Here is a 19,821-nt window from a genome sequence, read left to right on the forward strand (position 1 = left end):
GGGGTGGGGGTTCCTCTTGCCCAAGCCCGCCCCTTCCCGGAACCGGGGGCTCTGCCCCCGGGCCCCCGTACGTGCGGGTCCGTTTGCGGCTGTGCCCACCGTTCCGCCCTGCGGAAAGATGGCCCACAGCCGCTGCTGCGGCCCTATTTCTCCGTGACCCCCGCCGAGTCGAACGTCGCCACCTCGTGCATGGCCCTCGCCGTGCTCTGGACCAGTGGGAGGGCCAGCAATGCGCCCGTGCCCTCGCCCAGGCGGAGGTCCAGGTCGACCAGGGGGCGCAGGCCCAGCTTGTTCAGGGCCGCCACGTGACCCGGTTCCGCGCTGCGGTGACCCGCGATGCACGCGGCCAGGACCTCGGGGGCGATCGCGCGGGCCACCAGGGCGGCGGCGCCGGCGCTGACGCCGTCCAGGATCACCGGCGTACGGAGTGAGGCACCGCCGAGGAGCAGGCCGACCATGGCCGCGTGTTCGAAGCCGCCGATCGCCGCCAGGACGCCGATCGGGTCGGCCGGGTCCGGCTGGTGGAAGTCGATGGCACGGCGGACGACCTCGGTCTTGCGGGCAAGGGTCTCGTCGTTGATGCCGGTGCCCCGGCCCGTGACCTCGGCGGGGTCCGTGTCCGTGAAGACGGAGATCAGGGCCGCCGACGCCGTGGTGTTCGCGATGCCCATCTCACCCGTGAGCAGGGCCTTGTTGCCGGCTGCCACCAGGTCTCGGGCCGTCTCGATGCCGACCTCGATGGCCGCCCTGGCCTCCTCGCGGGTCATCGCGAGGCCGGTCGTCATGTCGGACGTGCCGGCGCGGATCTTGCGCGGCAGCAGGCCGGGGGTGGCGGGCAGGTCCGAGGCCACGCCCACGTCGATGACGCAGACCTCGGCGCCCACCTGGTTCGCGAAGGCGTTGCAGACCGCGCCGCCACCGAGGAAGTTGGCGACCATCTGGGCGGTCACCTCCTGCGGCCAGGGGGTGACGCCCTGGGCGTGCACTCCGTGGTCGCCGGCGAAGATCGCGACCGCCGCGGGTTCCGGGATCGGGGGCGGGCACATGCGGGACAGCCCCGACAACTGCGCGGAGATGATCTCCAGCATGCCGAGCGCGCCCGCCGGCTTCGTCATGCGCTTCTGGCGTTCCCACGCCTCGCCGAGCGCCTTGGCGTCCAGCGGGCGGATGTTGGCGACGGTCTCGGCGAGCAGGTCGTGCGGCTCCTCACCGGGCAGCGCCCGACGGCCGTACGTCTCCTCGTGCACGACCCACGACAGGGGGCGGCGCTTGGACCAGCCCGCCTGCATCAGCTCGGGCTCCTCCGGGAACTCGTCGACGTAGCCGACGCAGAGGTAGGCCACGACTTCCAGGTGCTCGGGCAGGCCCAGCGTCCGGACCATCTCGCGCTCGTCGAAGAAACTGACCCAGCCCACGCCGAGGCCCTCGGCGCGGGCGGCGAGCCACAGGTTCTCGACCGCGAGTGCGGAGGAATAGGGGGCCATCTGCGGCTGGGTGTGCCGACCGAGGGTGTGGCGCCCGCCCCGGGTCGGGTCGGCGGTCACGACGATGTTCACGGGAGTGTCGAGGATGGCCTCGATCTTCAGTTCCTTGAACTGCTTCGCCCGGCCCTTGGGCAGCGACTTGGCGTATGCCTCCCGCTGCCGCGCGGCCAGTTCGTGCATCGTGCCGCGGGTCTCCGCCGAGCGGATCACGACGAAGTCCCAGGGCTGCGAGTGGCCGACGGACGGCGCCGTGTGGGCCGCCTCCAGCACGCGCAGCAGTACGTCGTGCGGGATCGGGTCGCTGCGGAAGCCGTTGCGGATGTCCCGGCGCTCACGCATCACCTTGAGCACGGCCTCGCGCTCGGCGTCGTCGTAGCCGGGAGCTGCCGGGCCGGGGGACTCTCGTACGTCTCCCACCGCGGCCCCGCTCTCCTCCTGCTCGGCGACCCTGGTGTCCAGGTCCTCCGCCTGCTGGGCCACCTGTACGCCATCGGGCTCGGGGTCGGCGACCGGGTCAGGGACCGCTTCGGGTTCCTCGATGAGGATCACCGGCGCCAGGTCGGGGGCCGGGACATCGGCCTCCGTCACTGCTTCCGGGGCCGTTGGTTCCGGGTACTCGGGCTCAGTGGGCTGTGCCGGCTCCGGCTGCGGAGCGCCTGGGGCGGTCTCCGTAGCGGGCCCGGTCTCAGCCACGTGCTCGTCCTCCGGCACCAGGACGAGGCCGTGCGGGGGCGTCGGGGCCAGGTGCGGGGCGATGGGCACGGTGCCGTCGACGGGGACGAACTGGGCTACCGGCTCGGCCGGCAGGGGCTCGACCAGGAGCGGCTCGGCCGACAGTTGGGGCGGGTCGACCGGCTCGGCTGCCTGCGGCTCGGCGAACACGACGGGCTCCTCGGTGGGAGCCGCAGCGGGTGCCTCGGCCGGGAGCGCGGGCTCGGCCGGAGCGGGTGCATGGTCGCTCGGGGCGGCCGGTGCGAGTTCGGGTACGGGTACGGGTACCGGTTCGGGTTCGGGTTCGGGTACTGCCGGTGCTTCCGCGACCGGCGAGATCTGCGACTCGACAGGGGCGTGCCCGGCGCTCTCCAGGACGGGAGCGGGCGCTTCCTCCGCTACGGCCTCGGCCTGGGCCTGGGGCTGGGGCTGGGGCTCCGCAGGCGGGGCGTACTCCGTCATCTGTACGACGGTGGCGTCCGCGAGTTGGGACGCCGGGTCCACGAGGTGGTCGACCGGGGGTGCCGTCGCGACGGGCGGAGTCGGGAACTCGTCCACGGGGATGCCCGGGGCCTCGACGTGTGCGTCAGGGTCCCCGTCCCCTGCCTGCGGCTCACTCTCGGGGGCGGTCTGGGGGGCGACCTGCGGGGCCGTCTCCGGGTGGGGCTCGGGGGCGAAGTGAGCCTCCGGCGCCATCGGGGTGTCCTGCGGGAGCTGCGCGTCCGGTAGGACGATCGGCGCGGCCGGTACAGGTTCCGCCTCGGGTACGACGATCAGGGCGTCCTCGGGCTGCGGCACCGCGTCCTCGGTCTCCTGCGGAGCCTGCGCCACCTCGGGGGCCGAGGGATCAGCCGGGGAGGCGACGCCGGCCTCGGGGCCCCCGGGGGCCGGTACCGCCACGGCGGGGTCCGGGATCAGGGGAGCCTCGAAGGCGTACACGGTCTCCGGCGAGGGAGCAGCGGGCTCGGGCGTCTCGTAGGCGCCCTCCGGCCCCTCGTACGACGCGTCCGGAGTTGTCTCCTGGAGCGCCGGGTCGGGCTCTGCCGGGTCCGGGATCTCGGCCGCCTCGACGGCCGGCTCGGGGATCAGGGTCTCGGCCTGAACCGGAATAACCGCTTCCGCAGGGTGTGCCGTCTCGCTCACCGGCGGCGGGGCCGGGGCGGCCTGCACCGCTGTGTGCGTCTGGGCCTGGGCGCCCCAGGGAGCGGCGCCCTGCGGGGCCGCTTCGGCGAGCAGAGGCGCCGCGTCGAGGTATTCGGGAACGGGGGCCTGTGTGGGCGTACCGAACTGGCGTACCGGTGCCGGCATGCCCGCCGGGCCCCGGTCGGCGAGGGAGCGGACCGGGCTCGTGGAGGCGTCGGGGGTCGGCGGGCCGAGGTGCAGCGGGCGGCGGGGCGCGACCGGCGCCGTCGCCTGGGCGACGGGGGCCTGGGTCGCCAGCCGGACGGCGCTCAGGTCGACCGAGCCGCTGTCGCGGCCACCGGTCTCGTGCGGGCCGGGCTCATGCACGGCCTCGACGACGGGCGCCGGGACGGGTGGCGCGACCTCGTTGCCCCACGCGCTCTGGGCGCCCGGGAGCAGCAGCAGGTCTTCGTCCTCAGCGGTGGTCTCGGAGAGGTAGGTGTACGCACCGTGCGCGGCGACGCCCGGCTGTTCCACCATGCCTGCGCTCTCCGGCAGTCCCTCGGCCGGGACCTGGCCGGTGTCGGTCATGCGAACCCCTCGCCCATCGGTTAGTGCTTCTACGAACAGCTCACCCGTTACGGCTCACCGATCGCCCCGTAGTGAAGAACGAGCATGCGTGCCCAGCGGCACGAACGACCCGTCCCAGAAAGACGACAAAGCCACTAACTGGCATTGTCGCCATCAACTGGCATTCTTGCGGCCGTTCCGCCGTAGCGGGAGCTTGATCCGCCACGGTCCGCTGTGGACTGCGCCACGTTGCGCGCTCCACCGGTTCCGCCGTACCACACTCACCCCAAAACGGGCGCGCTTTCCGGACATTGGGCTACGAAGTGCCGGGTCACCGAGTGCGGTACAACGGTCGGCCAGCCTACCGCGCGCAGTACGACAACAGGATCACGGGACGGCAACCGGCATCAGGGCGCACGGGCGGGCAGTGCCCGCCCGTCGCCCGACCACCACCCCTCAACGAGGCGCTTCGCGCCGCCGCAATTCTCCGGTGAGCAGGAACGCGACGCTCCGTTCCGTCTCCGTCCAGGCCCGGGTGTCGAGTTCGACGGACTGGAGCAGGGCGCACTCGACCTGGTAGCCGTGCTCGGTCAGGACGCGGCCGATGAGTTCGGCGTCGTCGCGGGTCGCCGCATGCGTCACGATGCGCTGCGGGCGCCGGTCGGCGACCGCGGAGACGACCGCCGCTCCCCCGCCGCCGACGCGGACGACATCGGGCTCGGGGAGGTCCTCCAGGATGTGCGGGGCCTCGCCGCGCACGATCTGGAGCTGGACGCCGAAGCGGCGGGCGGCGAAGTCGGTGCGGGCGCAGGCGTCCACGTTCCGGTCGACGGCGATGACGGCGGCGCCGCTGCGGGCCGCGTCGGTGGCGAAGGCTCCGCTGCCGCAGCCGATGTCCCAGACTAGGTCGCCCACGCGCGGTCCCAGACGCGCGAGTTGGGCGGCCCGCAGCAGCTCCGTCTCACCGTCGCCGGGGGCCGGCGGGCCGCCCGCGGTGGAGCTGTGGCCGTACGCCTCGGTGGGCAGGGCCCAGCCGCGCGGGCCCGCCGCCGGGTCGCGGCCGGCGAGCCAGCCGCTGTCCCCGCTCGGAGCGGCCGGGCCGATGACGATGACGACGTTCGGGTTGCGCCAGATGCGGTCGGCGGCCTTGTCGGAGGTGAGGATCGTGATCTTTTCGCGCTCGGTGCCCAGTTCCTCGCAGATGACGAAGGTGCGGTGCACTCCGGCGAGGAGCAGGCCGAGTTCGGCGGGGCCGGCACCGGGTGAGGTGAGGACGGCGACCTTGGCGTGGGCGCGGCACACGTTGACCGCGCGGCGCAGGGTCCGGCGGTGCGCGACGACCACCTGTGCGTCGTCCCAGGGCATGCCCGCGCGGGCGAACGCGGTGGCCACCGGGGACACGGCGGGGACGACCTCGACCTCCAGGCCGAACTCGGGGTCGCGCAGGGTGCGTACGACCCCGAAGAAGCCGGGGTCACCGTCGGCGAGGACGACGGCGGTGCCGCGATGGCCGGCGATGCGGCGGGCGGCGAGGGAGACGCTGCCGAGGCGGACGCGTTCGGCGGCCGGGGGTACTTCGGGGAGCGCGAGATGGTGCGCCGCGCCGGCCACCAGCGTGGCGGCGCCGAGGGCGGAGCGTGCCGTGGCGGTCAGGGGTGAGCCGTCCCAACCGATCACCGTGACCCGGTCGGCCATCGTCGTCAGTCTCCAGAGGGTTCGCGCGGGTCGTCGGGCGGCTGGGGGAACCAGGTGGGGCGATCCCCTGAGGGGTCGGCCGTGTCGGGGGCTTCGTGAGGGTATCCGGTGTCCCGGAGTGTCCGGCCGTGTCCAGGTCCCCTGGGTTCAGTTCCAGTCGGAGTACGACGTGAAACCGCTGGAGTCGGCCAGTTCCTCGCCCGCTCCTTCGAGGTCCTCGGGGAGGAGGCTCCACACGATGAAGTCGGTGCGTACGTCGGTCCAGGTGCCGTCCTCGGTCCGGACGTGCGCTATACAGGCGCCCCTCAGGACACCCTCGCTGATACAGCCGATCTTCTGGGCGACCTGCTGGGAGGCGGTGTTGTCGGCGGCCGTGCGCAGCTCGACGCGCTCGAACTTCTGGTCGCCGAGCACCCATTGGGAGGTGGCGAGCGCGGCCTCTGAGGCGTAGCCCTCGCCGCGCGCCCAGGGGGCGATGACGTACGACAGTTCGGTGGAGCGGATGTGCCAGTTCGTCTTGGACAGCTGGACGACGCCGACCAGGCGCTGGGTGAGGAACTCGGTGACGGCGAAGTCGAGGCCACGGCCCTCGGTGCGCTCGGCGGGCGCGTACTCGTTGATCCAGGTGCGGGCCGCGTCCTCGGTGAAGGGCTGGGGTACGTCGGTCCAGGCAGCGACCTGTTCGTCGTTCATCATCTCGGCCAGTGCGGGGATGTCGTCCTCGTCGAGAGGGCGCAGCACCAACCGCTCCGTGCTGATGGAGATGTTGGGGAAGGTGCTCGTCATGCGCCACTCCGTAACCTTCGGAACCTTCGAACCTGCGAGGCCTGCTGAACTGCCCAGCATGCAGCATGCGGCTCCGGAACCCCATCACGGGGTCCACGCCCCGTGATGGAGCGGACCCCGTACGTGTCGGTACGTACCGAGGTGGCAGGTGACCGAAGGGGGCCGGATCAGAACGACGGGATCACGGCGCCGTCGTACTTGTCCTCGATGAACTTCCTGACCTCGGCGGAGGTCTCATGTCCGTCCGCATTCTGGACGGGCGAGGTCGCGAATCAGCCGCGCGCTTCGCCGGTCGGCCGCGCGGTGCGGGGCCGACCGCACCAGGCCTTTTGCGCCGTAATAGGGTCGCGGCATGCTTGATGCCCTGACGGTCGCGACCGCCGTCGCCGCTCTCGCGCTCGCCGCCTGGTGCGGCTGGGCCGCCTCTCGCGATCAGCCCACCAAGGACTGGCACTTCATCGGCATGGGCGTGGTCACGCTGCTCACCGTGGTCCAGCTGGTGGTCGGCATCGTCCAGCTCGCCCGGGGCGAGAGGCCGGAGCAGGGTACGACGATCTTCGTGGCGTATCTGCTGGGCGCACTGGCGTGTGTGCCGGTGACGGGGTTCATGTCGCTGGCGGAGCGCACCCGGTGGGGTTCGGTGACGGTCGCCGCCGGCGGTGTGGTGCTGGCCGTGCTGGAGGTGCGGCTCTATGACATCTGGGGAGGGTGAGATGGCCATGACGCAGGAGAAGCCCGCGCGGAAGCGGCTCATCAGTGGGCCGGGGATACTGCTGGTCTGGCTGTACGGCGTGATGGTCGTCGGTGCGGTGTCGCGCTCGGCCGTGCAGATCTCGACCGAGTTCGGGCACGCGCCACTCGCCTACTCGCTCTCGGCTGTCGCCGGCGTCGTGTACGGGTTCATCACGTACTCGCTGGTGCGGGGCGGGGAGACGGCCCGGCGCGCCGCGCTGGCCTGTTGCGCCGGGGAGCTGGTCGGGGTACTGGTCGTGGGTACGTGGACCTTGGTCGAGCCGTCCGCGTTTCCCGACTCGACCGTGTGGTCCGACTACGGGATGGGGTACTTGTTCATCCCGGTGCTGCTGCCGATCTCCGCGATGTACTGGTTGCGTAAAGCACGTGCGCTTCAGGGGGAGGTCGGCTGAGGTTGTGCGCGACTGCGGCCCGTGGGGGCTTGTCGCGCAGTTCCCCGCGCCTCTGAAAAGCGATCACGCCGTCGCTGCGTAAGTACCCGCCTGCTTCTCCAGGATGATCATCGGTACGCCGTCGGTGCCCTTGTCGGTGCCTACCGTCTCGTAGCCGACCCGGCGGTACAGGCGCAGGCCCTTGTCGCTGCGGTGGCCCGTGCTGAGGCGGAACCTCTTGGCGCCGCGCTCCTCGGCGAGCGCCGACTCGGCGGCGCGCAGGAGGCGGGCGCCGATGCCGTGACCCTGGAGGCGGGGGTGGACACAGAGCTTGCCGATGGACGCCGTGCCGTCGGGGTTCGGCGTGCCGCGCACCGAGCCGACCACCTCCTCGCCCAGCCGCGCCACGTAGACGCAGTCCGCGCCGACTTCCTCCCGGACGGAGTCCAGGGTCTGGAGGAGCGGGTCGATCCGGTAGTTGCCGTACAGAGCGGCCTCGCTCTGGAAGCACAGGTACTGCAGCCGGAAGATCTGCTCGGCGTCCCGTTCAGTCGCCACGGAGATGGTCACGCTCATGCCCATGTGTGCACGCCTCCCGCTCACCTGCTCAGTCGTATGTCCCCACTCCTATCCCCGCCCTTCCCCCGCCGCAACCTCCGGCGTCAGCAAACGACGGAGACATCCCAGGCATCTGGAACGTTCCGGACCAAGACTTCCCTGTGAGATACCCAACTCCCCCGCGATTTCCCGGTAGGTGAGGTCCTTGGGCGACAGCAGCGCCTCCAGCAGGCTCGGGCAGCGGCCGGGCAGCCGGCGCACCGCGTCCCGCAGGGCGCGGTGCCGGGCGGCGGTGAGTGCGAGCTGCTCGGGGCCCGGTCCGGCGTCGGCCGCGGGCTGATCGCCGTACGGCCGCTCGACGCGGGCGGTACGGCGGCTGCGGCGGGCCTCGGAGCGGACGGCCCGGCGGAGCCAGTTGTGCGGGTCGCTCGGCGGGCCGTCGGAGTCGAGTCGTTCCAGGAGGCGGAGCCAGACCGCCTGTTCAAGGTCGCTCGGCTCGGCACCGTAGGCATATGCCTCCGCGGAGGCCTCGGCGGCGAGCAGGGGGCGCAGGGCGGAAACCATGTCGTGGGTCATATGCGGCACGACGCGACCGCCCCGGCGGGAGGTTGCCGGAACGGCCGGTTGTCACCCCAACCGGGGTGGTGCGGTCAGCCGTTGACGAGGCCCCTCAGGCCCCTCAGACCTCTTGGACCCCGCAGATCCCTCGGGTGCCTCAGTCGTTCAGGAAGTCCGCGCGGGCCAGCACGCCCGTGTCGGCGTTGTCGGTGAAGACGCCGTCGATGCCCGTCGCGAAGTACGTCCGGTACGCGCCGAAGGCGTCTCCGTAGGCGTCCGCGTCCGTGCCCTTGCGGAAGTTCGCCGGGAGGAAGGGGTTCTCGTTGCGCATGGTGTACGGGTGCAGGACCAGGCCCGCCTTGTGCGCGTCCGCGACCAGGGTGGTCGGGGAGGTGAGCGCGCCCGTCGCGTCCTTCGGGATGACCAGGTCGAGGGTCGGGCCGATGCCCTGCGCGTACGAGGCGATCTCCTTGAGACCGGCCGGCTTGATCAGGTCGGCGACCGTGCGCGGGTCGCCGGTCGCCACGAAGTCCCAGGGCTGGGTGTTCGCGGCGGAGAGGAGGACGACGAGCGGGTTGTCCACCAGCCGGTTCAGGCGCTGGATGCTGGTCGGTTCGAAGGACTGGAGGATCACCGGCGAGTTCTTCTTGTCCTTGCCGTGCTTGCGCAGCAGCTTCGCGACCCGCTCCTCAAGGCCCAGGCCGAGGGCGCGGAAGTAGGTGGGGTGCTTGGTCTCGGGGTAGATCCAGACCTGCTTGCCGCGCTTGCGGGTCTGCTCGTCCTGCCAGCGGAGAACCTCTTCGAAGGTGGGGATCTCCCAGCGGCCGTCGTAGAGGGTGTTGTGCGGGCGGTTGGCCGGAATGCGCTCGACCGCGCGCAGCGTCTTCAGCTCGGCGAGGGTGAAGTCCTCGGTGAACCAGCCGGTGACCGGGACCCCGTCCAGAACCTTGGTCGTCCTGCGGCTCGCGAACTCGGGGTGGGCGGCGACGTCGGTGGTCCCGCCGATCTCGGGCTCGTGGCGGCAGACGAGGTGGCCGTCCTTGGTGGGGACCAGGTCGCCGGCCTCGACGACGTCGGCGCCGAGATCGAGGGCCAGTTGGTACGAGGCGAAGGTGTGCTCCGGGCGGTAGCCGCTGGCACCCCGGTGGCCGATGATCGTCGGTACGGGCAGGCTCTTCAAGCCACCGCCTCCGTGCTTCACGTCCCGGTGCGCGTCCTGCCCGGCGACCTGGGCGTCGGCTCGCGCCGCGCCGGGCAGCCCGAGGACCGCGCCGCCCGCACCCAGCATCGCGGCACCGAGCAGCGTCCGCCGCCCTGTCCCCGCGGACTCCCCCTGCGCATGTCCGTTCGACTCCAGCGTGCCCATGAGCGCCTCTCCTGCCGCACCGTCAACTGTCCAAGCGGACCGATCGTAGGTGCGTGTACATGACGGCAGGGAGGCCTCGGACGGAACACGCGGGTGACGCCGGATGTCGGCATCTCCTCGGGCGAGGCGGGTACGCGGTCGGTGTGATTCACCCGACTCGCGCGATCTCCGTCACATTTATGGCGGTCCGTCACATGCCCGCAACACCGCGCCACCGCAGGTAAACCCGGGTCAACACTGCGTAAGCAGTGGGTGAACCCGATGTGCGCTACCCCCCGAGGCGCGAGTATCGTCCTCACCTGCACAGACTTATACCGAATCCCTTGACACCGGAGGGCCTGTTGTCCCGCTTCGCGCTCATCAAGGCAGTGCTCGGACCGATCATGCGCCTGATGTTCCGCCCACGGGTGGAGGGTGTGGAGCACATCCCCGGCGACGGCCCGGTGATCCTCGCCGGCAACCACCTCACGTTCATCGACTCGATGATCCTGCCCCTGGTCTGCGACCGGCAGGTCGTGTTCATCGGCAAGGACGAGTACGTCACCGGCGAGGGGTTCAAGGGCCGCCTCATGGCCTGGTTCTTCACCGGCGTCGGCATGATCCCGGTGGACCGGGACGGGGCCAACGGCGGTGTCGCGGCGCTGATGACCGGCCGCCGGGTGCTGGAGGAGGGCCGCATGTTCGGGATCTACCCCGAGGGCACCCGCTCCCCCGACGGCCGCCTCTACCGTGGCCGCACCGGCATCGCCCGGCTGACGCTGATGACGGGCGCGCCGGTGGTGCCGTTCGCGATGATCGGCACGGACAAGTTGCAGCCGGGCGGGGCGGGGATGCCCCGGCCGGGGCGGGTCACGGTGCGGTTCGGTGAGGCGATGGAGTTCTCTCGGTACGAGGGGATGGATCGGGACCGGTATGTGCTGCGGGCGGTGACGGACTCGGTGATGACTGAGGTCATGCGGTTGTCGGGGCAGGAGTATGTGGATATGTACGCGACGAAGGCCAAGGCCGCGTAGACGCTCCGCTGGGTTGAGCAGGCCGTACCGCTCCGTGGTGAACTGCGGGTGCTTCGTGGCTTGTCGCGCCGTTCCCCGCGCCCCTGAAGGGCGCCCTGCGCATCCGGCGTGACCAGGCCGCGCTAAACGTGGTCTGCCCGGCCTTCCAGGCGTTGTCCCTTCAGCAGGAACCAGGCCGCTGCCGCCGCTGCCAGTAGGACCACCGCGCCCGCGCCCGCTGCCAGGGCTATGCCGTCGGTGAAGGCCTCGCGGGCCGCGTTCAGCAGGGCATCCCCGGTCTGCGTCGGCAGGGTTCTCGCGGTTTCCACCGCTCCGCCCAGTGACTCGTGGGCCTCTGCCGGCGTGCCCGGCGGAGCAGTGAAGTTCCGGTAGGCGCCGGTGACGATCGAGCCGAGGAGCGCGATGCCGAGGGCGGCGCCCAGTTCGTACGCCGTCTCGGACACCGCGGCTGCCGCACCCGCCTGCTCCTTGGGGACCCCGGCCAGGATGACGTCGGAGGTCACGGTGAAGGAGAGGCCCGCGCCGACACCCACGACCAGCAGCGCGGTGCCGAGCAGCGGATAGCCGGTGGACGGCTCCACCACGGTGAGCGCCGCCAGGGCGAGGCCGATGGCTGCGAGGCCGCCCGAGACCACGGCCCGTACCGAGTAGCGCCGGGCCGCCGAACCGGCGAGCAGTCCTGCCACCACCGCGCCGATCGCCGCGGGCAGTTCGGCGAGGCCCGCCTCCAACGGCCCCCGGCCCTGCACCAGTTGCAGGTACTGCGAGAGGAAGAACACCAGCCCGGACAGTCCCAGGATGGTCAGCAGGTCGGCGAGCACGGCTCCACTGAACCCCCGGTCGCGGAACAGCCGCATGTCCAGGAGGGGGGTGGGGAGGGTGAGTTGGCGGTGTACGAAGCCGTACAGAGCCGCGGCGCCCAGTGCTGCCGCGCCCAGCGGCGGCCACGAGAACCCGTGTGACGCCGCCTCCTTGATGCCGTACACGATGCCGACCATGCCGACGAGCGACAGGACGACGCTTCGCAGGTCCCACGGGCCCGGCGCCGGGTTGCGCGACTCGGGGAGCAGCTTGATGCCGACGAGGACGAGGACCGCCATCACGGGCAGGTTGATCAGGAAGACCGAGCCCCACCAGAAGTGTTCGAGCAGGAAGCCGCCGACGACCGGGCCGACCGCGGTACCGGCGGAGGCGGTGGCGCCCCAGATGCCGATGGCGAGGCTGCGTTCGCGCCGGTCGTGGAAGAGGTTGCGGATCAGGGCGAGCGTGGCCGGCATCAGGGTCGCGCCCGCGACACCGAGCAGCGCCCGCGCCAGGATCATCAACTCCGGTGTCGTCGCGTAGGCGTTGAGGACGGACACCGCGCCGAACGCGGTCGCGCCGATGAGCAGCAGCCGCTTACGGCCGATGCGGTCACCGAGGCTGCCCATGGAGACGAGCAGGCCCGCGATGACGAACGAGTAGACGTCGCCTATCCACAGCAACTGGTTGCCGGACGGCTTCAGGTCCTCACTGATGTAGGGGGTCGCGAGACCGAGGACGGTCGCGTCGACGGCCACCAGCAGCACGGCCAGCACGAGGACGGACAGCGCGAGCCAGCGGCCCGGACGCCTCTCTTCCTCCGTCGCGTGGGCCGGCTGCAGGGTGCTGGTCATGATTCCTCTCTCCGTAGCGCGCCGCCGAGCAACAGTTCGACGATCATGTGGTGGAAGTCCTTCGGGGCGCCCTTGCCGCTCTGCACCATCCAGGCTCCGGAGGCCAGCAGGCCGAACAGGGCTTCGGTGAGCCAGGCGGGCGTCAGGTCGATGCGGAACTCGCCGTTTCCCTGTCCGCGCCGGAACAGCGCGGAGATACGGGCGTCGGTCCGGGCCCAGCCCTCGTTCTGCTCCTCGCCCTCGAACAGCTGGTTCTCCGTGTAGAGGAAGCTGAGCAACCCGGCGGCGGGCTCGATCTCGCGAACGAGGCGTCGAACGGCATCGCTCGCCGCGCCCTCCTCCAGGCGGGCGGCGTCCAGTGCGGCCTCGCACTCCGCGATACCGAGTGACTCGAGTGCTCGTACGAGCGCGTCGCGGCCGGCGAAGTGGCGGTGCAGCGTGGCCCGGCTGATCCCGGCCGCCTTGGCGACCTCGTCCATCGTGGACGTGGATTTCCGGGTGAGGAGGGCGGCTGCGCTGCGCAGCACGTGTTCACGGTCGACGGCCATGAGACAACGATAACCCAAATGAGACACTGACGTCTCATTGTGAGCGTGAGTGTCTCATCTCTGGTCGCCTCGCGGGTGTCTCAGTGCCAGGGCAGCTGCCCGCGCCGCTCCCAGTAGACGGACGGCTCCTCCACCAGCGCGGCCAGGCGCGACAGCTGGTCCTCGTCGAGGTCGACGACCGCCGCGTGCAGATTCGAGGCGAGCTGGCCCGCCGTGGCCGCGCCGGACAGCACGACCCCCGCCCACGGCTGCCGCAGCACCACCGCGAGGGCGACGGCGTCCGCGCCGAGCCCCGTCTCCTCGGCGACCGCCCGTACGGCGTCCGGCGCCTGCCCGGCGGCGAGGCGGCCGTTGGCCATGCCCTCCTTGACGATCACCGTCAGTCCGGCGTCGTGGGCCTCGGCCAGCGCGGGTCCGGCGGAGGTCTCCAGGACGTTGTACGTCGACTGGACGGTACGGAAGAGGGGCTCGCCGTCGACCGTGACCGCGAGGGCGGCACGGACGGTGTCGGCCTGGGCGGGGCCGCTGGTGGAGAAACCGATGGTCATGCCCTCCGCCGCGGCCTCGGCGAGACGGGCGTGGAGTTCCTTGTCCGACAGGGCCGGGCTCTCGGGGGTCAGGGAGTGGATCTGGTAGAGGTCCAGGCGGGCGCCGAGCAGTTCACCGGTTTCGGCCCGCTGACGCTCGTACGTCGTGAGGCTGTGGTCCTTGACCTCGTGCCGCTCGGCGTCCGTGGTCCAGTCGGCGGTGTAGGTGTAGCCCCACTTGCTGCCGATGACGACGTCGTCGATGTCGGAGCGCGTCAGCAGCCAGCCGGCGAGGAACTCCTCGGAGCGGCCGTACGAACGGGCCACGTCGAAGTAGCGGACGCCCTGGGCGTAGGCGGCGTCGAGGAGTTCGTGGGTGCGGGTGCGCAGGGTCTCGACGCTGCGGTCTTCTCCGAGGTCGCGGTCCCGGCCGAGATTGATGTAGCCGGGGCGGGCGACTGCGGCGAGGCCAAGTCCGAGGTGGCAAGTGGGGGTCGTCGCTGTGGCCAGTCGGGTGAAGGGCATCGCGGTTCCGTTCGGTCGGGTCCGGTCCGGCTTCCGACCAACGTAACCCGCGATGACCTTTGCGGGGTTTGCCGCGTGCGGGGCGCCAGGAGTTTTTCGCCCCGGCCGCCCCTACCCGTCCCATCTTTCAGGGGCTGTGTCCCTTCGACCGCGCCTCGGAGTCCGGGTCCTGAGGTGCGATGGCGGGTGCGCGCGCGTTGTGGTTGCCCGCGCAGTTCCCCGCGCCCCTGAAGGGGCCTGCGGCCCTACTTCATCTTGGCCGCTGCCCAGGCGTGCTGGGCTGCCACGTCCTGCTTGACCTCTGCCAGTTGGATCGCGACCGCGCTCGGGGCCGTACCGCCTCGGCCGTTGCGGGAGGCCAGGGCGCCCTTGACGTTCAGGACCGTGCGGACCTCGGGGGTGAGGTGGGCGCTGATCTTCGCGAACTGGTCGTCGGTGAGGCCGTCCAGCTCGACCCCGTCCGCCTCGGCGGCCTTCACGCACTCGCCGGCGACCTCGTGGGCGACCCGGAAGGGCACCCCCTGCTTGACCAGCCACTCGGCGATGTCGGTGGCCAGGGAGAAGCCGGCCGGGGCCAGTTCCTCCATGCGCTCGCGGTGGACGGTGAGCGTGGCCATCATGCCGGTGAAGGCGGGGAGCAGGACCTCGAGCTGGTCGCAGGAGTCGAAGACCGGCTCCTTGTCCTCCTGGAGGTCCCGGTTGTAGGCGAGGGGCAGCGCCTTGAGGGTGGCCAGGAGGCCCGTGAGGTTGCCGATCAGACGGCCGCTCTTGCCGCGCGCCAGCTCCGCGATGTCCGGGTTCTTCTTCTGCGGCATGATCGACGAGCCCGTGGAGAAGGCGTCGTGCAGGGTGACGAAGGAGAACTCCTTCGTGTTCCAGATGATGATCTCCTCGGCGATCCGGGAGAGGTTGATCCCGATCATCGCCGTGATGAAGGCGAACTCGGCGACGAAGTCGCGCGAGGCCGTGCCGTCGATGGAGTTGCCCACGCTGCCGTGCTCGAAGCCGAGGTCCTCGGCGACCGACTCCGGGTCCAGACCGAGGCTGCTGCCCGCGAGCGCGCCCGAGCCGTACGGGGAGACCGCCGTGCGCTCGTCCCACTGCCGCAGGCGCTCCGCGTCCCGGGTGAGGGGCTGGACGTGGGCCAGGACGTGGTGGGCGAACAGGACCGGCTGGGCGTGCTGGAGGTGGGTGCGGCCGGGCATGGCCACGTCCGGGTGGGCCTCCGCGAGGCCGATCAGCGCGTCCTGGAGGTCGGCGATCAGACCGCCGATCGTACGGGCGTGGTCCCTCAGGTACATGCGGAAGAGGGTGGCGACCTGGTCGTTGCGTGAGCGGCCGGCGCGGAGCTTGCCGCCGAGGTCGGGGCCGAGGATCGCCAACAGGCCGCGTTCCAGGGCCGTGTGGATGTCCTCGTCGGCGATCGTGGGGACGAGGGTGCCGTCGGCGAGGTCCGCCGCGAGCTGGTCGAGGCCGGCCAGCATGCGCGTCAGCTCGTCCTGGGTGAGCAGACCCGCCTTGTGCAGCACGCGCGCGTGGGCACGCGATCCGGCGATGTCGTAGGGCGCGAGCCGCCAGTCGAAGTGGACGGACGCGGACAGCTTGGCCAGGGCCTCGGCGGGACCGTCGGCGAAACGGCCGCCCCAGAGCCGTACGTCACCGCTGTTGCTGCTCACTTGCGTTGCTCCTCGAAAACAGGGGGGGGTGGATGTGCGACCGCCTCCCCACCCGTAAGGAAAGGAGGGGAGGCGGTGGCGACAACGGTATCGGTTATGCCTGGTCGCGCTTGGCCGCGATCTTCGACGACAGGCTGTAGATGTCGATGAAGCCCTTGGCAGCGGCCTGGTCGAAGGTGTCGCCCGTGTCGTACGTGGCCAGGTTGAAGTCGTAGAGCGAGGTCTCGGAGCGTCGGCCGGTGACCACCGCGCGGCCACCGTGCAGGGTCATCCGGACATCGCCGTTGACGTGCTGGTTGGCCTCGTTGATGAAGCCGTCCAGGGCGCGCTTGAGCGGGGAGAACCACTGGCCGTCGTAGACCAGTTCGCCCCAGCGCTGCTCGACCTGGCGCTTGTAGCGGGCGAGTTCGCGCTCGACCGTGACGTTCTCCAGCTCCTGGTGGGCCGTGATCAGGGCGATCGCGCCCGGAGCCTCGTACACCTCACGGGACTTGATGCCGACGAGACGGTCCTCGACCATGTCGATCCGGCCGATGCCCTGGGCGCCGGCCCGCTCGTTCAGCTGCTGGATCGCCTGGAGGACGGAGACCGGCTTGCCGTCGATGGCGACCGGGACGCCCTCCTTGAAGGAGACGACGACCTCGTCCGCCTCGCGCGGGGTGGCCGGGTTCGAGGTGTACTCGTAGATGTCCTCGATCGGGGCGTTCCAGATGTCCTCCAGGAAGCCCGTCTCGACCGCGCGCCCGAAGACGTTCTGGTCGATGGAGTACGGGGACTTCTTGGTGGTGGCGATCGGGAGCTGCTTCTCCTCGCAGAAGGCGATCGCCTTGTCGCGGGTCATCGCGTAGTCGCGGACCGGGGCGATGCACTTGAGGTCGGGGGCGAGGGCCACGATGCCGGCCTCGAACCGCACCTGGTCGTTACCCTTGCCCGTGCAGCCGTGGGCGACCGTGGTGGCGCCGTGCTTCTGGGCGGCGGCGACGAGGTGCTTGACGATCGTCGGCCGGGAGAGGGCGGAGACCAGCGGGTAGCGGTCCATGTAGAGGGCGTTGGCCTTGATCGCCGGGAGGCAGTACTCCTCGGCGAACTCGTCCCTGGCGTCCGCGACCTCGGCCTCGACGGCGCCGCAGGCGAGCGCGCGCTTGCGGATGACGTCCAGGTCCTCGCCGCCCTGGCCGACGTCGACCGCGACCGCGATGACCTCGGCGCCCGTCTCCTCGGCGATCCAGCCGATGGCGACGGAGGTGTCCAGACCGCCTGAGTAGGCGAGTACGACGCGCTCGGTCACGGGTTTTCTCCTCACAGTGCATTCGCTGACATGCATGAGTATGCAGGACTCTGCATGGTTCGTCAATCTCGGAAATTTTCTTACGGATGTTTGACGAGTCTTTGAACACGCGAAACCGCTTACCCGTACCTCACGCCAGACGCAGGCGCCGCGTCTGTACAGCGAGTTGAACCACACAGCCACCCCCTGACCCGAGTGAGGCATCCGCATGTCCAGGGCTCTTCCGAAGTACAACAAGCGTCGCGTGGGCATCATCGGCGGCGCCGCCGCAGTGGCTCTGTCCGGCGCGATCGTCGCCGGCTCCGCCCTTGCCGGGGAAACATCCAACAACAACACGACGACCCAGGCGACCACCAAGGCCGCGGTCGCGACGGTGAACTGCCCGGCGGTCGCCAACAGACTGCCCGCGATCCCGGCGTCGGCGCAGGCCGAGGTCACCCGCAACCTCGCACTGCTGGACACGCAGATCGCCGAGGCCAACAAGCGCATCGTCGACACCCAGGGCCAGGGCGGCCCCAACTTCATCGCGAACGCGATCACCGGTCCGCTCAAGGACAAGCGCGTGGCGACCATCAACCGCATCGCCACCGCCATCGGCCGCACCGCCGCCAAGCCGGTCGGCCTCGACGCGCTGGCGCCCTGCACCCTCAACGGTGCCGCGGCGGCGCCCGCCGCGACGCCCCCCCAGCAGGCGGGCGGCAACAACGGCAACGCGGGGAACACCGGTAACACGGGCAACAACGGCAATGCGGGTAATGCCGGAAACGCTGGAAACGCCGGCAACAACGGCGGCGCCGGCACCATCAGCTGCCCGGACGTGGCCTCGAAGCTGCCCGCGATCCCGGCGTCGGCACAGGCGGAGGTCACCCGTAACCTCGCTCTGCTGAACACGCAGATCGCCGAGGCCAACACGCGGCTCGTGAACACCCAGGGCCAGGGTGGTGCGAACTTCGTCCAGAACGCGATCGTCGGTCCACTCCAGGGCAAGCGCGAGTCGACCATCGAGCGCATCGCCATCTCCATCGGCCGCACCGCAGCGAAGCCGACGGGCCTCAACTCGCTGGCTGCCTGCACGTTCAGCAAGTGACGTGACAGGCACTGTGGCCGCCCCGTCGCAAGCGCCGGCCGGGGCGGCCGCGGTCCTGTACACCCCTCGTCCACAGCGTCACCAAAACTCGTTAGACAGGCGAATGACTTTCCCGGACAATGACCGGTCATGGGAAAAACCTACGAGCGCATCGACGGCCGCCTGCGAACATTCATCGAGGCGCAGCCCCTCTTCTTCACCGCGACCGCCCCGCTGTCCGGCGACGGCACGGTCAACCTCTCCCCCAAGGGCCTCAAGGGCTCCTTCGTGATACTCGACGAGTTGACCGTCGCCTATCTCGACTTCGCGGGCAGCACCGCCGAGACCGTCGCCCATCTGCGCGAGAACGGCCGGATCACCCTCATGTGGTGCGCCTTCGAGGGCCCGCCGAACATCGTCCGGGTGCACGGCCGCGGAGAGCCCGTCTTCCGTGACGACCCGCGCTTCCCCGAACTCCTCGCCCGCTTCCCGGACATCGACGCCACCGCGCACGGTCTGCGCGCGGTCATCGTCGTACGCGCCGAACTCGTCCGGGACAGCTGCGGCTACGCGGTGCCCTTCATGTCGTACGACAGCGACCGCGACCTGCACGGCAAGCGCTTCGCGCGCGAGGACGACGCCTCGCTCAGCGCCTACTTCGAGAAGAAGGACCACATCGCGACAAGCCTGGACGGACTACCGGGGCTGCCGTTGCCGCTGCCTCCCAGTACCGTCTGAGCCATGCGCACCGGAGCCGCCGTCGTCCTCGCGTCCGCGTCCCTTCTCGTGCTTGCCCCCGGTGCCCCTCCCACGGCCGCGCCGCCGCTGCCCGCCCTGCTGGCCGACACCGGCGGCGGCTCCCAGCTCATCACCGCGTCGGCGCCGAGCGCCGGGGCGACCTCGGGCACACTCACCTGGTGGGACCTGCGCGACGGGACGTGGACGAAGGCCGGCTCCGCGCCCGCCCGCTTCGGCGCGAACGGGCTCGTCGAGGGCGGCTCCCGCAGACAGGGCACGAGCACCACTCCCGCCGGGCTGTACGACCTCCCGTACGCCTTCGGCATCAAGAAGGCGCCGGCCGGCACCCGGGTCACGTACCGGACCGTGCGGCAGAACTCCTGGTGGTGCCAGGACAACACCTCGCGCTCCTACAACCGCTGGACCGAGCCCCGCCCCGCAGACTGCCGGGCCGCCGAGTCCGAGCACCTGATCTCGTACACGCAGCAGTACGCGCACGCGTACGTCATCGGCTTCAACTACGCCAAACCGGTACGGGAGCGCGGCGCGGGGATCTTCCTGCACGTCAACGGGCGTGCGGCGACGGCCGGTTGTGTGTCGGTGTCGGCGGAGGCGATGCGGGCGGTACTGGGGTGGGCCGATCCGGGCCGTCGGCCGCACATCGCGATCGGCACGGCGAGCGGGCCGACGGCCATCGTCCGCTACTGAAAGGCGGCACCGGGCCGCGCCTCCCGGCCGGGTGTTACCGGCCGTCACGCCACTTACCTGTGGACTCCGCGGGCCACTGAACACTCAGCGGTCGCGGCACGTA

17 protein-coding genes are annotated in these 19,821 nt (G+C 70.9%); 6 read left to right on the forward strand and 11 right to left on the reverse strand.

The features are described from left to right. Positions 1–143: 143 nt before the first annotated feature. The 3 genes from cobT to QA861_RS31905 all read right to left on the reverse strand — a co-directional run bounded on the left by cobT (position 144) and on the right by QA861_RS31905 (position 6,368). Positions 144–3,908, reverse strand: coding sequence for a nicotinate-nucleotide--dimethylbenzimidazole phosphoribosyltransferase (cobT, locus tag QA861_RS31895; protein ID WP_334592108.1), 3,765 nt, complete (start codon positions 3,906–3,908; stop codon positions 144–146). A gap of 435 nt (positions 3,909–4,343) precedes the next feature. Next, complete coding sequence (cbiE, locus tag QA861_RS31900; RefSeq protein WP_334592109.1) at positions 4,344–5,582, reverse strand: precorrin-6y C5,15-methyltransferase (decarboxylating) subunit CbiE; 1,239 nt, start codon at positions 5,580–5,582, stop codon at positions 4,344–4,346. 147 nt (positions 5,583–5,729) lie between these two features. Next, positions 5,730–6,368 carry a GNAT family N-acetyltransferase gene (locus QA861_RS31905; protein ID WP_334592110.1) on the reverse strand — a complete coding sequence of 213 codons (639 nt, stop codon included), beginning with the start codon at positions 6,366–6,368 and terminating at the stop codon, positions 5,730–5,732. Between the two features lie 352 nt (positions 6,369–6,720). On the opposite strand from QA861_RS31905, the gene QA861_RS31910 reads away from it, so the two are divergent. Both QA861_RS31910 and QA861_RS31915 read left to right on the forward strand, forming a co-directional pair. Next, on the forward strand, positions 6,721–7,080 hold the full coding sequence (locus QA861_RS31910) for a hypothetical protein (protein WP_334592111.1): 360 nt from the start codon (positions 6,721–6,723) through the stop codon (positions 7,078–7,080). A gap of 1 nt (position 7,081) precedes the next feature. Then, entirely contained in the window at positions 7,082–7,513 is a 432-nt protein-coding gene (locus tag QA861_RS31915; RefSeq protein ID WP_334592112.1) for a hypothetical protein, read from the forward strand. Between the two features lie 63 nt (positions 7,514–7,576). Here QA861_RS31915 and QA861_RS31920 read toward each other — a convergent pair whose 3' ends face one another. From QA861_RS31920 to QA861_RS31930, 3 genes are all read right to left on the reverse strand, one after another. Then, on the reverse strand, positions 7,577–8,074 hold the full coding sequence (locus QA861_RS31920; protein ID WP_334592113.1) for a GNAT family N-acetyltransferase: 498 nt from the start codon (positions 8,072–8,074) through the stop codon (positions 7,577–7,579). A gap of 45 nt (positions 8,075–8,119) precedes the next feature. Then, positions 8,120–8,626 (reverse strand): RNA polymerase sigma factor, encoded by a 507-nt coding sequence (locus tag QA861_RS31925; RefSeq protein ID WP_334592114.1) that lies wholly within the window; start codon positions 8,624–8,626, stop codon positions 8,120–8,122. Positions 8,627–8,765: 139 nt separating this feature from the next. Beyond that, on the reverse strand, positions 8,766–9,974 hold the full coding sequence (locus QA861_RS31930; protein WP_334592115.1) for a glycerophosphodiester phosphodiesterase: 1,209 nt from the start codon (positions 9,972–9,974) through the stop codon (positions 8,766–8,768). A gap of 341 nt (positions 9,975–10,315) precedes the next feature. On the opposite strand from QA861_RS31930, the gene QA861_RS31935 reads away from it, so the two are divergent. Next, positions 10,316–10,987, forward strand: coding sequence for a lysophospholipid acyltransferase family protein (locus QA861_RS31935; protein ID WP_334594916.1), 672 nt, complete (start codon positions 10,316–10,318; stop codon positions 10,985–10,987). A gap of 122 nt (positions 10,988–11,109) precedes the next feature. Here the strand turns inward: QA861_RS31935 and QA861_RS31940 are convergent, their stop codons facing one another. The 5 genes from QA861_RS31940 to QA861_RS31960 form a co-directional block, all read right to left on the reverse strand. Then, positions 11,110–12,642: an MFS transporter gene (locus tag QA861_RS31940; protein ID WP_334592116.1), complete on the reverse strand. Its 1,533-nt coding sequence runs from the start codon at positions 12,640–12,642 to the stop codon at positions 11,110–11,112. Further along, positions 12,639–13,190, reverse strand: coding sequence for a TetR/AcrR family transcriptional regulator (locus QA861_RS31945; protein ID WP_334592117.1), 552 nt, complete (start codon positions 13,188–13,190; stop codon positions 12,639–12,641). Before QA861_RS31945 ends, QA861_RS31940 begins: the two co-directional genes overlap by 4 nt. A gap of 80 nt (positions 13,191–13,270) precedes the next feature. Continuing rightward, complete coding sequence (locus QA861_RS31950) at positions 13,271–14,242, reverse strand: aldo/keto reductase (protein ID WP_334592118.1); 972 nt, start codon at positions 14,240–14,242, stop codon at positions 13,271–13,273. 245 nt (positions 14,243–14,487) lie between these two features. Beyond that, the gene (argH, locus tag QA861_RS31955; RefSeq protein ID WP_334592119.1) at positions 14,488–15,918 is read right to left on the reverse strand and encodes an argininosuccinate lyase; all 1,431 of its coding nucleotides are present in this window, start codon (positions 15,916–15,918) and stop codon (positions 14,488–14,490) included. Between the two features lie 94 nt (positions 15,919–16,012). Continuing rightward, on the reverse strand, positions 16,013–17,206 hold the full coding sequence (locus tag QA861_RS31960) for an argininosuccinate synthase (protein ID WP_334592120.1): 1,194 nt from the start codon (positions 17,204–17,206) through the stop codon (positions 16,013–16,015). Positions 17,207–17,414: 208 nt separating this feature from the next. Between QA861_RS31960 and QA861_RS31965 the strand changes: the two genes are divergently transcribed. The 3 genes from QA861_RS31965 to QA861_RS31975 all read left to right on the forward strand — a co-directional run bounded on the left by QA861_RS31965 (position 17,415) and on the right by QA861_RS31975 (position 19,718). After that, on the forward strand, positions 17,415–18,293 hold the full coding sequence (locus QA861_RS31965) for a hypothetical protein (RefSeq protein WP_334592121.1): 879 nt from the start codon (positions 17,415–17,417) through the stop codon (positions 18,291–18,293). 129 nt (positions 18,294–18,422) lie between these two features. Continuing rightward, on the forward strand, positions 18,423–19,010 hold the full coding sequence (locus QA861_RS31970) for a pyridoxamine 5'-phosphate oxidase family protein (RefSeq protein WP_334592122.1): 588 nt from the start codon (positions 18,423–18,425) through the stop codon (positions 19,008–19,010). 3 nt (positions 19,011–19,013) lie between these two features. Beyond that, complete coding sequence (locus QA861_RS31975; protein ID WP_334592123.1) at positions 19,014–19,718, forward strand: L,D-transpeptidase family protein; 705 nt, start codon at positions 19,014–19,016, stop codon at positions 19,716–19,718. The last annotated feature ends 103 nt before the right edge of the window (positions 19,719–19,821 follow it).

Origin of the sequence: Streptomyces sp. B21-083 (assembly GCF_036898825.1) — a bacterium.
GTDB lineage: Bacteria > Actinomycetota > Actinomycetes > Streptomycetales > Streptomycetaceae > Streptomyces.

Bases quoted from the DNA above. Each gene is read 5' to 3' on its own strand.
- cobT (WP_334592108.1), bottom strand. From the start codon at position 3,908: ATGACCGACACCGGCCAGGTCCCGGCCGAGGGACTGCCGGAGAGCGCA.
- cbiE (WP_334592109.1), bottom strand. From the start codon at position 5,582: ATGGCCGACCGGGTCACGGTGATCGGTTGGGACGGCTCACCCCTGACC.
- QA861_RS31905 (WP_334592110.1), bottom strand. From the start codon at position 6,368: ATGACGAGCACCTTCCCCAACATCTCCATCAGCACGGAGCGGTTGGTG.
- QA861_RS31910 (WP_334592111.1), top strand. From the start codon at position 6,721: ATGCTTGATGCCCTGACGGTCGCGACCGCCGTCGCCGCTCTCGCGCTC.
- QA861_RS31915 (WP_334592112.1), top strand. From the start codon at position 7,082: ATGGCCATGACGCAGGAGAAGCCCGCGCGGAAGCGGCTCATCAGTGGG.
- QA861_RS31920 (WP_334592113.1), bottom strand. From the start codon at position 8,074: ATGGGCATGAGCGTGACCATCTCCGTGGCGACTGAACGGGACGCCGAG.
- QA861_RS31925 (WP_334592114.1), bottom strand. From the start codon at position 8,626: ATGACCCACGACATGGTTTCCGCCCTGCGCCCCCTGCTCGCCGCCGAG.
- QA861_RS31930 (WP_334592115.1), bottom strand. From the start codon at position 9,974: ATGGGCACGCTGGAGTCGAACGGACATGCGCAGGGGGAGTCCGCGGGG.
- QA861_RS31940 (WP_334592116.1), bottom strand. From the start codon at position 12,642: ATGACCAGCACCCTGCAGCCGGCCCACGCGACGGAGGAAGAGAGGCGT.
- QA861_RS31945 (WP_334592117.1), bottom strand. From the start codon at position 13,190: ATGGCCGTCGACCGTGAACACGTGCTGCGCAGCGCAGCCGCCCTCCTC.
- QA861_RS31950 (WP_334592118.1), bottom strand. From the start codon at position 14,242: ATGCCCTTCACCCGACTGGCCACAGCGACGACCCCCACTTGCCACCTC.
- QA861_RS31965 (WP_334592121.1), top strand. From the start codon at position 17,415: ATGTCCAGGGCTCTTCCGAAGTACAACAAGCGTCGCGTGGGCATCATC.
- QA861_RS31970 (WP_334592122.1), top strand. From the start codon at position 18,423: ATGGGAAAAACCTACGAGCGCATCGACGGCCGCCTGCGAACATTCATC.
- QA861_RS31975 (WP_334592123.1), top strand. From the start codon at position 19,014: ATGCGCACCGGAGCCGCCGTCGTCCTCGCGTCCGCGTCCCTTCTCGTG.